Annotated in this window: 15 protein-coding genes; 6 read left to right on the top strand and 9 right to left on the bottom strand. The window is 66.1% G+C overall.

What is annotated here, in order from left to right; translation table 11 throughout:
- Positions 1 to 77 precede the first annotated feature (77 nt).
- The 4 genes from LDO54_RS04880 to LDO54_RS04865 form a co-directional block, all read right to left on the bottom strand.
- Positions 78 to 1,136 (bottom strand): sulfate/molybdate ABC transporter ATP-binding protein, encoded by a 1,059-nt coding sequence (locus LDO54_RS04880; protein ID WP_224007234.1) that lies wholly within the window; start codon positions 1,134 to 1,136, stop codon positions 78 to 80.
- Positions 1,137 to 1,138: 2 nt separating this feature from the next.
- Positions 1,139 to 2,110 carry a sulfate ABC transporter permease subunit CysW gene (gene cysW / locus LDO54_RS04875; protein WP_224007231.1) on the bottom strand — a complete coding sequence of 324 codons (972 nt, stop codon included), beginning with the start codon at positions 2,108 to 2,110 and terminating at the stop codon, positions 1,139 to 1,141.
- The gene (cysT, locus tag LDO54_RS04870) at positions 2,107 to 3,027 is read right to left on the bottom strand and encodes a sulfate ABC transporter permease subunit CysT (RefSeq protein WP_224007228.1); all 921 of its coding nucleotides are present in this window, start codon (positions 3,025 to 3,027) and stop codon (positions 2,107 to 2,109) included. Before cysT ends, cysW begins: the two co-directional genes overlap by 4 nt.
- A gap of 114 nt (positions 3,028 to 3,141) precedes the next feature.
- Positions 3,142 to 4,188 (bottom strand): sulfate ABC transporter substrate-binding protein, encoded by a 1,047-nt coding sequence (locus tag LDO54_RS04865; protein ID WP_224007225.1) that lies wholly within the window; start codon positions 4,186 to 4,188, stop codon positions 3,142 to 3,144.
- Positions 4,189 to 4,456: 268 nt separating this feature from the next.
- On the opposite strand from LDO54_RS04865, the gene lexA reads away from it, so the two are divergent.
- The 3 genes from lexA (at position 4,457) to LDO54_RS04850 (ending at position 6,406) form a co-directional block, all read left to right on the top strand.
- The gene (gene lexA / locus LDO54_RS04860; protein ID WP_224007222.1) at positions 4,457 to 5,107 is read left to right on the top strand and encodes a transcriptional repressor LexA; all 651 of its coding nucleotides are present in this window, start codon (positions 4,457 to 4,459) and stop codon (positions 5,105 to 5,107) included.
- Positions 5,108 to 5,172: 65 nt separating this feature from the next.
- On the top strand, positions 5,173 to 5,535 hold the full coding sequence (locus LDO54_RS04855) for a hypothetical protein (protein WP_224007219.1): 363 nt from the start codon (positions 5,173 to 5,175) through the stop codon (positions 5,533 to 5,535).
- A gap of 142 nt (positions 5,536 to 5,677) precedes the next feature.
- Positions 5,678 to 6,406: a DUF2939 domain-containing protein gene (locus LDO54_RS04850; RefSeq protein WP_224007216.1), complete on the top strand. Its 729-nt coding sequence runs from the start codon at positions 5,678 to 5,680 to the stop codon at positions 6,404 to 6,406.
- 163 nt (positions 6,407 to 6,569) lie between these two features.
- On the opposite strand, the gene LDO54_RS04845 is transcribed toward LDO54_RS04850, so the two are convergent.
- Positions 6,570 to 7,040: a universal stress protein gene (locus tag LDO54_RS04845; RefSeq protein WP_224007213.1), complete on the bottom strand. Its 471-nt coding sequence runs from the start codon at positions 7,038 to 7,040 to the stop codon at positions 6,570 to 6,572.
- Between the two features lie 407 nt (positions 7,041 to 7,447).
- Between LDO54_RS04845 and nodI the strand changes: the two genes are divergently transcribed.
- Together nodI and LDO54_RS04835 are read left to right on the top strand one after the other, a co-directional pair.
- On the top strand, positions 7,448 to 8,356 hold the full coding sequence (gene nodI / locus LDO54_RS04840) for a nodulation factor ABC transporter ATP-binding protein NodI (protein ID WP_253074375.1): 909 nt from the start codon (positions 7,448 to 7,450) through the stop codon (positions 8,354 to 8,356).
- 19 nt (positions 8,357 to 8,375) lie between these two features.
- Positions 8,376 to 9,212, top strand: coding sequence for an ABC transporter permease (locus LDO54_RS04835; protein ID WP_224007210.1), 837 nt, complete (start codon positions 8,376 to 8,378; stop codon positions 9,210 to 9,212).
- A gap of 68 nt (positions 9,213 to 9,280) precedes the next feature.
- Here LDO54_RS04835 and LDO54_RS04830 read toward each other — a convergent pair whose 3' ends face one another.
- The 4 genes from LDO54_RS04830 to LDO54_RS04815 form a co-directional block, all read right to left on the bottom strand.
- On the bottom strand, positions 9,281 to 9,703 hold the full coding sequence (locus tag LDO54_RS04830; protein WP_224007207.1) for a hypothetical protein: 423 nt from the start codon (positions 9,701 to 9,703) through the stop codon (positions 9,281 to 9,283).
- Between the two features lie 249 nt (positions 9,704 to 9,952).
- A complete protein-coding gene (locus tag LDO54_RS04825) occupies positions 9,953 to 11,041 on the bottom strand; it encodes a permease (protein WP_224007204.1) in 1,089 nt (362 codons plus the stop codon).
- 279 nt (positions 11,042 to 11,320) lie between these two features.
- Positions 11,321 to 12,373, bottom strand: coding sequence for an NADP(H)-dependent aldo-keto reductase (locus tag LDO54_RS04820; protein WP_224007201.1), 1,053 nt, complete (start codon positions 12,371 to 12,373; stop codon positions 11,321 to 11,323).
- Between the two features lie 163 nt (positions 12,374 to 12,536).
- Entirely contained in the window at positions 12,537 to 12,872 is a 336-nt protein-coding gene (locus LDO54_RS04815) for an RcnB family protein (RefSeq protein ID WP_224007198.1), read from the bottom strand.
- 235 nt (positions 12,873 to 13,107) lie between these two features.
- Between LDO54_RS04815 and LDO54_RS04810 the strand changes: the two genes are divergently transcribed.
- Entirely contained in the window at positions 13,108 to 13,350 is a 243-nt protein-coding gene (locus LDO54_RS04810; RefSeq protein ID WP_224007195.1) for a hypothetical protein, read from the top strand.
- Positions 13,351 to 13,405: the final 55 nt, after the last annotated feature.

Raw genomic sequence — 13,405 nt, 5'->3', positions numbered from 1 at the left:
ACGTTTTTTAGTGTAGTGGATGCGCGGCACGCCGCGCATCGTTGCGCCGATTATGCTGATTGAGCTGATTGCGCCGCTCATTGCGCCGGGAATACGCGCAAACCGCGCGGCACCGCCGTCACGCCGTCGCCGACCGAAAGATCGAGCGCGCGCCAGGCCTCGCGGTCGAGCTGCGCTTCGAGCGCGCCGCCCGTGCGGCTTTCAAGCTCCACGCGCACCGAACCGCCCAGCGTCACCACGCGCCGCACGTCGACGACGATGCCGTCGCGATGCTGCGCCGCGTCGCGATGCAGCACCAGATCGTGCGGACGCACATAGGCGAGCGCCGGACCTTCGAAGCCCGCCTGCACCGAGATCGGCTGCGCCGCGCCATCGGCGACGAAACCGCTTGCGTTCACGCTGCCGCGCAGACGGTTCGCCGCGCCGAGGAACTCGTAGACGAACGCCGTCTGCGGATGATCGTAGACGTCCTGCGGGCTGCCCACCTGCTCCACGTGACCGTGATTCATCACGACGATGCGATCGGCCACTTCGAGCGCCTCTTCCTGATCGTGCGTGACGAAGATGGTCGAGATATGCAGATCGTCGTGCAGACGGCGCAGCCAGCCGCGCAGTTCCTTGCGCACCTTCGCGTCGAGCGCGCCGAACGGCTCGTCGAGCAGCAGCACCTTCGGCTCCACGGCGAGCGCGCGCGCCAGCGCGATACGCTGACGCTGGCCGCCCGACAGCTCGGACGGATAGCGCTGCGCGAGCCAGTCGAGCTGCACGAGCTTGAGCAGTTCATGCACCTTCTCGCGAATAACGGCTTCCGACGGACGCTCGTTGCGCGGCTTCACGCGCAGGCCGAACGCCACGTTCTCGAACACCGTCATGTGACGGAACAGCGCGTAATGCTGGAACACGAAGCCCACCTGACGCTCGCGCGCGCCCACCTCGCCCACGTCCTGGCCTTGCAGCACGACCTGGCCTTCATCGGCGTATTCGAGGCCCGCGATCACGCGCAGCAGCGTGGTCTTGCCGCAGCCCGACGGTCCGAGCAAGGCGACCAGTTCGCCGGCCGGAAAGTCGAGCGAGACGTTGTCGAGTGCGGTGAAGTCGCCGAAGCGCTTGTGCAGATTGCTGACGGTGATGCCCATGATTACAGCTCCTGTTGCAGCGATTGACGCGCGGCGCCGGTGCGGGGCGCGGGTTGCGAATGCGTATGAGTGGCCGTCGATGCGGGCGGCGGACCGGCGAAGGCCGGCACGTCGTCGTCGCGCAGTTCGGCGGACATATGGCGTTCCGCGAGCAGCTTGAGGCCCAGCGTCACGAGCGCGAGCAGCGCGAGCAGCGACGCCACGGCAAAAGCCGCCGCGAAGTTGTATTCGTTGTAGAGAATCTCGACGTGCAGCGGCATGGTGTCGGTCTGGCCGCGAATGTGGCCCGAGACCACCGAAACCGCGCCGAACTCGCCCATCGCGCGCGCGTTGCAGAGAATCACGCCGTACAGCAGGCCCCAGCGGATATTCGGCAGCGTCACGCGGCGGAACATCTGCCAGCCCGACGCGCCCAGCACATGCGCGGCTTCTTCTTCGTCGGTGCCTTGCGCCTGCATCAGCGGAATCAGTTCGCGCGCGACGAACGGGAACGTCACGAAAATCGTCGCGAGCACGATGCCCGGCACCGCGAAAATGATCTGCACGTTATGGTCTTCGAGCCACGGACCGAACCAGCCTTGCGCACCGAACATCAGCACGTAGACGAGACCCGAGATCACCGGCGAGACCGAGAACGGCAAGTCGATCAGCGTGGTCAGCAGCGCCTTGCCGCGAAAATCGAACTTCGCGATCGCCCACGACGCGGCGAGACCGAAGCCCAGATTGAGCGGCACCGCGATCGCGGCCGTGATCAGCGTGAGCTTGATGGCGGCGAGCGCGTCGGGATCGGCGAGCGATTCGAAATAGAAGCCGATGCCCTTCGAGAGCGCCTGCCAGAACACCGCGACGAGCGGCACCACGAGAAACAGCGCGAGAAAGGCCAGCGCGATGCCCGTGAGCAGCCAGCGCACCCACGGCGCTTCGGTCACGGGGTTCGGACGGCCTGCCGGAATACGGCGTGCATTCGTGCTCATTGCGCACCTCCGGCGACGGCTTGCGTAGTTTGCGTGGTGGCGGTGGCATTCGGCGCATTCGGCGCACGCGGCGCGCCGCCACCGCGGCTCGTGCGGCGTTGCAGGTACCACTGCAACGTATTGATCAGCAGCAGCATCACGAACGACACGCAGAGCATCACCACGGCCAGCGCCGTCGCGCCTGCGTAGTCGTATTGCTCGAGCTTCGTGATGATCAGCAGCGAGGTGATTTCCGACTTCATCGGCACGTTGCCCGCGATGAAGATGACCGAACCGTACTCGCCCAGCGCGCGCGCGAACGAGAGCGCGAAACCGGTCAGCAGCGCGGGAAACGCAGCGGGCAGCACGACGCGGCGGAACGTCAGCCAGCGCGACGCGCCGAGGCACGCGGCCGCCTCTTCCTGCTCGCGCTCGAACTCTTCGAGCACGGGCTGCACCGTGCGCACCACAAAGGGCAAGCCGATAAAGGTCAGCGCGACCAGCACGCCGAGCGGCGTGAACGCGATCTTGAGGCCGAGCGGCTGAAGATATTGACCGATCCAGCCGTTGCCCGCGTACACGGCCGCGAGCGAAATGCCCGCCACGGAAGTCGGCAGCGCGAACGGCAGATCGACGAGCGCATCGATCACGCGCTTGAACGGGAACGGGTAGCGCACCAGCACCCACGCGAGCAGAAAGCCGAACACCGCGTTGATGAGCGCGCCACCGAGCGCGGCGGTAAACGTCAGGCGGTACGACGCGATCACGCGCGGCGACCACACGGCGCGCACGAACTGCGCCCAGTCGAGCGTGGCGGTCTTCAGAAAGGTGGCGGCGAGCGGGATCAGCACCACGAGGCTCAGATAAGCCACGGTGATGCCGAGCGTCACGCCGAATCCCGGCAGCGCGCCTGGCTTGCGTAATCGGAACGTCGTCATGCTGTATCTCTTCACATGGGTTGCGCGTTGTCTTGCGCCGAAAGGCGCGCCTCGTTGGGCGCGCCTTGTTTTTATCGTTACGTCGGTGCTGCTGTTACTAAACTGCGGCTTCGCTTATTGCGGCTGGTAGATCGAGTCGAACACGCCGCCATCCGCGAAATGCGTCTTCTGCGCATTGGTCCAGCCGCCGAAGGTGTCGTCCACCGTGTAGAGCTTGAGCTTCGGGAACTTCGCCGTGAGCGCCGCCGGCACCTTGTCCGAACGCGGACGGTAGAAGTTCTTCGCGGCGATTTCCTGGCCTTCCTCGCTATAGAGGAACTGCAGATACGCCTCGGCCTGCTTGCGCGTGCCCTTCTTGTCCACGACCTTGTCGACCACGGCGACGGGCGGCTCGGCCAGAATGCTCACCGACGGCACCACGATCTCGAACTTGTCCGGACCGAATTCCTTGAGCGACAGGAAGGCCTCGTTTTCCCAGGCGATCAGCACGTCGCCGATGCCGCGCTGCACGAAGCTCGTGGTCGCGCCGCGCGCGCCCGAATCGAGCACGCCCGCATTCTTGTAGAGCTTCGTCACGAACTCCTTGGCCTTCTGGTCGTTGCCGCCCGGCTGATGTTCGGCGTAGGCCCAGGCCGCGAGGTAGTTCCAGCGCGCGCCGCCCGAGGTCTTCGGATTCGGCGTGACGATCGACACGCCCGGCTTCGTCAGGTCATCCCAGTCCTTGATGTGCTTGGGATTGCCCTTGCGCACCAGAAACACGATGGTCGAGGTGTACGGCGACGCGTTGTCGGGCAGGCGCTTTTGCCAGTCCTTGGCGACGATGCCCTTGTTGGCGAGCGCGTCGATGTCCCAGGCCAGCGCCAGCGTCACGACGTCGGCTTGCAGACCGTCGAGCACCGAGCGCGCCTGCGCGCCCGAGCCACCGTGCGACTGCTTGATGGTGAGCGTCTCGCCCGTCTTGCCCTTCCACTGCTTGATGAAGGCTTCGTTGATCTCCTGATACAGCTCGCGCGTCGGATCGTAGGAAACGTTCAGCAGCGACGTATCTGCGTGCGCAGCCGGCGCCATCGCCACCATGCCGACGAGCGGTGCAACGCCGATGACCAGTTTTGCCGCCAGCGTTGTCAGCCAGCCTGCGCGCCCCGTATTGCCTTGATTCATCCACTTTCTCCGTTTTGTCGTGTGGTGCTGCGATCGATGGAGGCCAGTCTAGCGATCCGCTTACATTATTAAAAATGATGTTTTTTCATTCTTTAATACGCAAAAGTGGTAAGGGCGGAGGAATCGGACGTTGGAGCGAGTTTTCGTCCGTCGGATCGCCCGGAAACGCTGCTGTGGCGGCACCCAAACGACAAAGTTCAAGTAACACTTGAAAAGCGGCGAATACTGTATAAAAATACAGTTACCTGTTCAAACATACAGTGTCGACATGACCAAACTCACCGCACGACAGCAGCAGGTTTTCGATCTGATCCGCCGCGCGATCGAGCGCACCGGCTTTCCGCCCACGCGCGCCGAGATTGCCGCCGAACTGGGCTTCAGCTCGGCCAACTCGGCGGAAGAACATCTGCGCGCGCTGGCGCGCAAGGGTGTGATCGAGCTGGCGGCGGGCGCCTCGCGCGGCATCCGTCTGATGCCCGGCCCCGACGACCTGCCGCACCAGTTCACGCTGCCGCACGCCAGCATCATGCAGCTCTCGCTGCCGCTGGTCGGCCGCGTCGCGGCAGGCAGCCCGATCCTCGCGCAGGAACATATCTCCCAGAACTACGCCTGCGACCCGGCGCTGTTCTCGAGCCGCCCCGACTATCTGCTGAAGGTGCGCGGCCTCTCGATGCGCGACGCCGGCATCCTCGACGGCGACCTGCTCGCCGTGCAGAAGAAGGCGGAAGCGAAAGACGGCCAGATCATCGTCGCGCGTCTCGGCGACGACGTGACCGTGAAGCGTCTGAAGCGCCAGCCCAACGGCATCGAGCTGATCGCGGAGAACCCCGACTACGACAACATCTTCGTCGAGGCCGGCAGCGCCGACTTCGCGCTCGAAGGCATTGCCGTGGGTCTGATCCGTCCCACCGAATTCTAAGAATCCATCCGCGCGCCGTTAAGCGCCGGTTTTGCGCCTGTTAGCGCACTTCTCTGGAGAGAGTCATGGAACGCCTTGCCCGCCTGCTGCCCTTCCGTCAATTCGGCCGTCTGCGCCATCTGCGCGGAATCGCCTCGTGCGCAATGCGTGACGCGCGCGCCTCGGCGGCCGCGCTCAATGGCTCGCTTTTCGAGAAGCTGGAAACGCCCGAACTGCCGCCCCTGCCCTCGGCGCAGCCGGCTTTCGCGCGTGTGTCGCTCAACAGCACGCTGAATACGGAACAGCCGGACCGCCGCGCGCCGGTGCGTGTCTATCACGGCCCGTCGCGCCTCATCATGGTCGGCACGATGGACGCGGTGTGCCGCGCACTCGACCGCTGCATCGCCGAGCAGCAAAGCGATCTGCCTGCGGCGGCGCTCGCGAAGTAAGGCACGAAGTCAGGCAATGGGAAATGACGTGTCGGCGGAGGTTCTTGCAGGTGTGGGGATCGTTTTGGCGCGAGCGCGGTCAACATTCAGATCGAAGCTCTGATTCCATGATCGCACCGCTCGCGCGGCGCACCTGCCCCCGATGACCGACACGAAAACGCCCAACGCTTCACGCAACTCCGCACGCAATACCGCCAGCCAACCCTCGAACTGGAAGAAGCCCGTCACCATCGCCGTTGCGGCGGTGGCCGTCGTGGCCGCGCTCGGGTACGGCTACGCCTCGCCGTATATCGCGCTCAACCACCTCAAACAGGCCGCCGACGCGCGCGACGCGGCCGCCTTGAGCGAATACGTCGATTACCCGGCGTTGCGCGCGAGTCTCAAACAACAAGCCGGGGAAATGCTGCAGCGGCGCATTCAGGCCGAGCACAGCAGTAATCCGCTGCTGCTGTTTGGCGCAGTGATCGGTTCGGCGTTGATCGGGCCGCTCGTCGACGCCTACGCCACGCCCGAAGGCGTAGCCGCGCTGCTCAACGGCATGCCGCCCACCGGCAAGCCCGGCGAGCAGCCTGCCGCGCCGCCGCCGGCTTCTTCGCCTGCGTCGCCGTCACAGGGCGCGCCGCAAAATACGCCGCAAAACGCAACGCCCGCGAATCCGAACGCACCGGCCGAGTCCGCGCAACCTCAACCGCGCGCGCAAGCCGCCGCGGGTTATCGCAGCCTCAACGAATTCGCGGTGACATTGCAACGCAGCGCGCACAGCGAGCGCTATGCCGCGATCTTGCAACGGCATGGCCTGTTCTCGTGGAAGCTCGCGGCGGTGGAATTGAACGAGCCCGATTCGGGAAGCGGCGCGGACGCGCCGGATTGATCGATCGCGCGTCCCGGCGGGATCAGCGTGATCGTCGGCATTGAAATCACCACGCGCCGGACAGGCCACGCGCGAAGCGCAGGCCGGTCCGGCGCGGGTTGAGCACGACTAGCAGACAAGCGACGCAAAAAACGAAGCAAAAAACTCGCAAACGCGCGCGCCGCTACGCGGCCGCTTGCTGCTGCTTGTCTTCAGCAGGCGACGAACACGCCACGAGAATGCTGCACGACACGCGATCGAGCAGCGGCGTATTGCCCGCGCCCATCCACCAGCGCGACAGACCCGTGCGGCAGCGATGCCCCACCACCACGAGATCGGCATTCAGTTCGTTGGCGAGATTCGCGATCTCGTCGATCGGATGACCGAATGCAAAATGGCCCTGCGCGCGCACGCCGCGCTCGGTGAGCCAGTCGACGCCTTCCTGGAGAATCTCGCGCGCCGTTTCTTCGAAGCGGCCGCACGCCACATCGGTCAACAGGCCCGCGCTCTGGGCGATGGTCGAGCGCATGTCCACCACCGAGAGCAGATGCGTCTCGGCTTGCAGATCCAAGGCCAGATCGGCCCCGCAACGCAGCGCCTTGCGGCCTTCGCGCGAGCCGTCGTAACAGAGCAGGATTTTCTTGTAGCTCGCCATGATCGATTCCCCCAAAACCCACGCGAAAACGCAGGTCGTACCTGCATCATGGTGCGCCGCAATTCGACATGCAAGGCCTGGAAAACGCCAGGTTAGCGACAGGTGCGCAGCAGCGCACATCCGCACCACATCGGCACCACATTGGCCTACAACACACGCTGGCACCGGATTTGCGCACGATGGCAATGATTGCCGCGTCAGCGATTGACACGGCATGCGCGCGTGCACGCAAAACACACCGGACGTCCCTTGCGTGATGCATCGCGCCCGCGCATGAGTGCGGCATGCACCAGCCGCGCGCGCCGCGATGCGTCAGCAATGTGCCCGCCCTGCGCGCGCGCCATGCTCTAGTAGAATAGGCCGCCTTGCGCGTGCACCACCTGCGCGCTCACCGACATCGCTCAACCATGCCCGCCATCGAATTCGAGCAGGTCATCAAACACTATGGAGACAGGACGGTCGTGAACGGCCTGTCGTTCGACGTCGTCCCCGGCGAATGTTTCGGACTGCTCGGTCCGAACGGCGCGGGCAAAACCACCACGCTGCGCATGCTGCTCGGCATCGTGTCGCCGGATGCGGGCCGCATCAGCCTGTGCGGCGAACCCGTCCCCGCTCGCGCGCGTCATGCGCGGGCCCGCGTCGGCGTCGTGCCGCAGTTCGACAATCTCGATCCCGATTTCACCGTGCGCGAGAACCTGCTCGTGTTCGGCCGCTACTTCGGGCTCTCGTCGCGCCAGACGCAGGATCTCGTTGCGCCGCTGCTCGAATTCGCGCGCCTCGAAAGCAAGGCCGACGCGCGCGTCGGCGAACTGTCCGGCGGCATGCGCCGGCGCCTCACGCTCGCGCGCGCGCTCGTCAACGATCCCGACGTGCTCGTGATGGACGAACCCACCACGGGCCTCGACCCGCAGGCGCGCCATCTGATCTGGGAGCGGCTGCGCTCGCTGCTCGCGCGCGGCAAGACCATTCTCCTCACGACGCATTTCATGGAGGAGGCCGAACGATTGTGCAATCGCGTTTGCGTGATCGAGGAAGGCCGCAAGATCGCCGAGGGCGCGCCGAAATCGCTGATCGAAACCGAAATCGGCTGCGACGTGATCGAAGTCTACGGCCCGGAACCGGGCGTGCTGCGCGACGAACTCGCGCCCTTCGCGAAGCGCACCGAAATCAGCGGCGAAACGCTGTTCTGCTATGTCGACGACCCGGCGCCCGTGCATGCGCGGCTGCGCCACCGTTCGGACCTGCGCTATCTGCACCGGCCCGCGAATCTCGAAGACGTTTTCCTGCGGCTCACGGGCCGCGAGATGCAGGACTGAGCCGCTCACGACCGACACCATGCAGACACGCACGCACAACCCGCCCGACACGCAACGCGCCCAGCCGCCCCTGCGCGAGCCGCGCGCGGCCCTGCCCTCGAACGCGACGCACTGGATCGCCGTGTGGCGCCGCAACTATCTCGTGTGGCGCAAGCTCGCGCTCGCGTCGATGTTCGGCAATCTCGCCGATCCGATGATCTATCTGTTCGGTCTGGGCTTCGGTCTCGGGCTGATGGTCGGTCACGTCGACGGCGTCTCGTACATCGCCTTTCTCGCGGCGGGCACGGTGTCGTCGTCGGTGATGATGTCGGCGAGCTTCGAGTCGATGTACTCGGGCTTTTCGCGCATGCACGTGCAGCGCACGTGGGAGGCGATCATGCACACGCCGCTCTCGCTCGGCGACGTGGTGCTCGGTGAGGTGATGTGGGCCGCCAGCAAGTCGATGCTCTCGGGCGCGGCCATCATGATCGTGGCGGGTCTGCTCGGCTATGCGAGCTTTCCGTCGATGCTGCTCGCGCTGCCCGTGATCGCGCTCGCGGGCCTCGCGTTCGCGAGCTGCGCGATGATCGTCACCGCGCTCGCGCCGTCCTACGACTTCTTCATGTTCTATCAGACGCTCGTGCTCACGCCGATGCTGCTGCTCTCGGGCGTGTTCTTCCCGATCGCGCAACTGCCCGCGGCCGCGCAGCACATCACGCTGATGCTGCCGCTCGCGCACGCCGTCGAACTGATTCGCCCGGCCATGCTCGGGCGTCCCGTCGAGCACGCGGCGCTGCATCTGGCCGTGCTGGTGTTCTACGTGCTGGTGCCGTTCGGGGTCGCGTCGATCCTGTTCCGTCGACGCATGATGCGCTGAGCAACGCGCGGCGTGCTGCGCGCGTCTTCCCAGTCACGTTCGCGTGCGCTCGGGCGCACGCGGCGGCATCACTCTTCGTCGTCGCCCCAGGGAATGTCGACGTCGGAAATAAACGCGACCGTCGCGAACGGGCCGCCTTCCTGACGCCCGATCTTGCCGTCGGCGCGATGCCATTCCACGCGGAACATCGTCGCCTGCGTCTGCGCGAGCAGGCGCACCGTGCGGATTTCCTCGGGATCGGAGTCCTCGACCGGACCGTCGAGCGAGATCAGCAGCTGCTGCGGCCAGAGACCGTCGGCGGGATCGTAAATGCGATCGCCGTCGGGGATCGTGGCGTTCGCCTCGACCCCGATGGTCGCGGATGCCTCGATGATCATCTTGCCGAGCGCGCGCAACACGGCCGTCGCGCGCGCCGAATTGGCCTGACGGATGGCGAGGTCGCCGCGCGTCAGCGCCTGTTCGAGTTTGGGATTGGTTTTTTGCTGTGCCATGCCGGTTCCCGGGCCGAAGCCCTCGTCTGTGCGGACGGCGCCGCCGCCGCCCGTCGTTGATGCGTGATCCTTATGACGACATCGTAGCATTGCGCCCGCGACGTTTTGACCGCAGCCGACCCCGATTTTTCGGGCACGGCGTCGCGAGTTCGGTGTCGCGAGTTCGGTGTCGCGAGTTCGGCGTCGATACGTCGGCGCGGCGCGCGTCATTGCATGCCGCAGCGCCGCCTGCTACCGCCTGCTAGCGCCTCAGAAACCCAGCGCGACCGCCGCGAGACCCGCCACGATGCCGAACAGCACGACCACCGTGCCGACCAGCGCAAGCACGCGCGGGCGGAACGAGCGCGCGAGCATCGCGAACGACGGCACGCTCACGGGCGGCAGCGTCATCAGCAGCGCGCCGGCCGGACCCACGCCCATGCCGAGCGCGAGCATCGCCTGAATGATCGGCACTTCGCCCGCAGTCGGGATCACGAACAGCATGCCCGCCAGCGCGAAGGCGACAATCCAGCCGAGACTGCTCGTGACATCGGGGCCGATGTGCGGAAACAGCCACGCGCGCGCCGCGCCCAGCAGCAGCACCAGCACGATGTATTCGGGCACGAGCCGCACGGCCATGCGCAGGAAAATCCGCGCCCAGCGCACCAGCGCGTTGCCGCCTTCGGCCTGCTGACGCGCGAGCTGCGTGAGGTTGTCGTCGGCGGCGCGCGCCTCGTCGGGCGTGACCAGGCGGTTGGCAAGCCAGCCGAGGCCGAACACCATCAGCAGACCCAGCGCGAGACGCAGCGCGCTCCACTGCCAGCCGAGCACGAAACCCATGAACACAAGCGTCGCCGGATTGAGCACCGAATTGCCGAGCCAGAAGGCGATCGCGCCACCCGTCGACGCGTTACGCGCGCGCAGGCCCGCCACGACGGGCGCCGCGCAGCACGTGCACATCATGCCGGGAACCGCGAGCAGACCGCCCGCCGCCACGCTGCCGAAGCCGCGCCGGCCGAGCACGCGCGCGACCCACTGCACCGGCAGCAGCGCCTGCACGCCGGAGCCGAGCAGCAGGCCCAGCACCATCGCCTGCCAGATCGCCTTGCCGTAGGCGAAAGCGTAGTCGAGCGCGGCGGCCAGCGACGGCACCGGCGCGCTGGCCTCGCCGCCCATCAGGATCGACTTGCCGATCGAGTGCGTGGCCTCGGCCGTGAACGCGCGGTGGTAGTACGGGAACCACTTCACGTAAAACAGACCGGCGACCGCCAGCAGAAGGAAAACGGGCCAGCCCCAGCCAGGCGCCGCGGACGGCAGTTGGGGCGGACGTGGCGAAGGCGCGTCGGGTGCGCTGGTCATTATGGTGTGACTCCGCGAAGGGCGTGTGGATAGTGAAACGGGAAAAAGCAGCTGAAACCGGCTCGGAGCGGATCGGACGATCCCTGCCCTGATCGGTCCCCGCAGCCCCGATCTCGGGGCGCGGCGGGCGTGCGCAGCATCGTAGTGCATGACTCGCGAATCGCCAATGTTGGCGTTGGACGATTCGCGGGTCAGGAGGCGCGAGGTCGGCGGGTTGCGCCCGCGTTTGCGGGATGAACGCGTGGCCCGCCTGAAGTTAGCGACGGAGTCGGCGAGCGATCAAGGCGCCGGATTCGGCTGAAGCTCGTGCAGGGCGTCGATCTGCGCGAGCACGTCCGCCGAGAGCTTCACATCGACGCTGCCGATGTTCTCCTTGAGCTGCGCCATCGACGTCGCGCCGATCAGATTGCTCGTCACGAACGGGCGGCTGTTCACGAACGCGAGCGCGAACTGCGCGGGCGACAGCCCGTGCTCCTTCGCGAGCGCGACATAGCGCGAGGTGGCCGCGATCGCGTGCGGCTTGCTGTAACGCTGGAAGCGCTCGAACTTCGTGATGCGCGCGCCCTCGGGCCGCGCCCCGCCCTCGTACTTGCCCGAGAGCCAGCCGAACGCGAGCGGCGAATACGCGAGCAGGCCGATGCCGTCGCGATGCGTGAACTCCGACAGCCCGCCTTCGAACGTGCGATTCACGAGGCTATACGGATTCTGGATGCTGACGATGCGCGGCAGGCCGAGCTTTTCGGCGGCGCGCAGAAACTGGGCGACGCCCCAGGGCGTCTCGTTCGACACGCCGATATGGCGCACCTTGCCCGCTTTCACGAAATCGGCGAGCACCGCGAGCGTTTCCTCGATCGGCACCGTGTAGGCGTCGTCGATCCACGGATAGTTGGGGCGGCCGAAGGTCATCGTGCTGCGGTCGGGCCAGTGCAGCTGGTACAGATCGACGTAATCGGTCTGCAGGCGCTGGAGGCTGCCGTCGAGCGCTTCGGTCAGATTCTTGCGGTCGAACTGATTGCCTTCGCCACGAATATGACGCGGATTGTGCGGCTGGCGCGCCGGCCCCGCCATCTTGGTCGCGAGCACGATGTTCTCGCGGCGCGCGCGGTGCTGCGCGAGCCAGGTGCCGATGAAGCGTTCGGTCTGCCCTTGCGTTTCGGGACGCGGCGGGACCGGATACATCTCCGCGGCGTCGATCAGCGTGACGCCCTGGTCGAGCGCGTAGTCGATCTGTTCGTGCGCGTCTTGCTCGGTGTTCTGTTCGCCCCACGTCATCGTGCCGAGGCCAATCAGGCTCACCTTGACGTTCGTATCGCCGAGTGTGCGGTATTCCATCGAAGCGTTTCCATCATCAGGTTGCGGGAGAACGGCGAAACTATCACGCCGGCCGAAATTTTTCAGGAAGCGCTGAATTCGTGTGGCGGTCGACCCAACGAAAAAGCCGGATCGGCAGAACCGGTCCGGCTCGGATCGCGCGGGCCGCAAAGGCCTGTCGCCGTTATGGCCCGACGCGCTCCACAGCCCAGCTCGAGTTGCGCACCAGATAGTACTGGCCGCTCACGCCGACCCAGTGATAGCCGCGCGGCGGCGGTTTGAGCTGGTACTGGCGCCAGTCGTCGATCACATATTGGCGATCGCGATACTCGGGCGGCAGGCGGTCGCCCTTGCGCCACTCGTGCGGCGGCGGCGCATCGGGCGGTGGACGGTTCGGCGGCGGGCCGCCGTGATACTCGTTCGGGCCCGGACGGGGCGGCGGCTGCTGCGCGAACGTCGATACCGAAGCCAGCATGGCCGGCAAAGCCAGCGCAGCGAGAAGCACGAAGCGTTTCTGCATTGTTCACCTCCTGGTTAGCCTGTCGAATCCTGTCGAATACCGTCGAGGATGGCCCGGCCTCGGCCGCGCGCGAATCCGCCAGGCGCGCACACCTCGCGATTCATAGTAGTACAGCGCCCGGCGAGGCCGGCCCGAGCACGTCCGCACGTCGCGCGCCTGCCCCGCCTTGCCTCGCTGGGCGCTCGAATGGCGCGGACGTGCCAGAATCGACGCGTGCGCCCGAGGAGGACACGGCATGGAAAACCGACGCAGCTACGAGTACATGGGCTTCGACATGACCGCCGGCGTGGACGGCGATCACGACGTGGGCTTTCTCGTCACGACCCAGAAGATCCACAGCCTCACCGACGACAATCACGCCGACGTGCCGGTCGACGGCATCGCATCCGGTCGCTTCCCCACCCAGGACAACGCGTTCGACGCCGCCTTCGACCGCATCCGCGAAGCCATCGACCAGCGCGTGCGCGCCGCGTCCTGACGCCGCCTTTCCGATCGAAGCGGGCTTTCTGACCCGCGTTTCGACGCTTTTTCCG

Origin of the sequence: Paraburkholderia tropica (genome assembly GCF_914484835.1) — a bacterium.
GTDB classification, from domain to species: Bacteria; Pseudomonadota; Gammaproteobacteria; order Burkholderiales; family Burkholderiaceae; genus Paraburkholderia; species Paraburkholderia tropica_A.
Note: the sequence above shows the minus strand (reverse complement) of the source record. Positions and strands in the feature narration are given on the sequence as shown.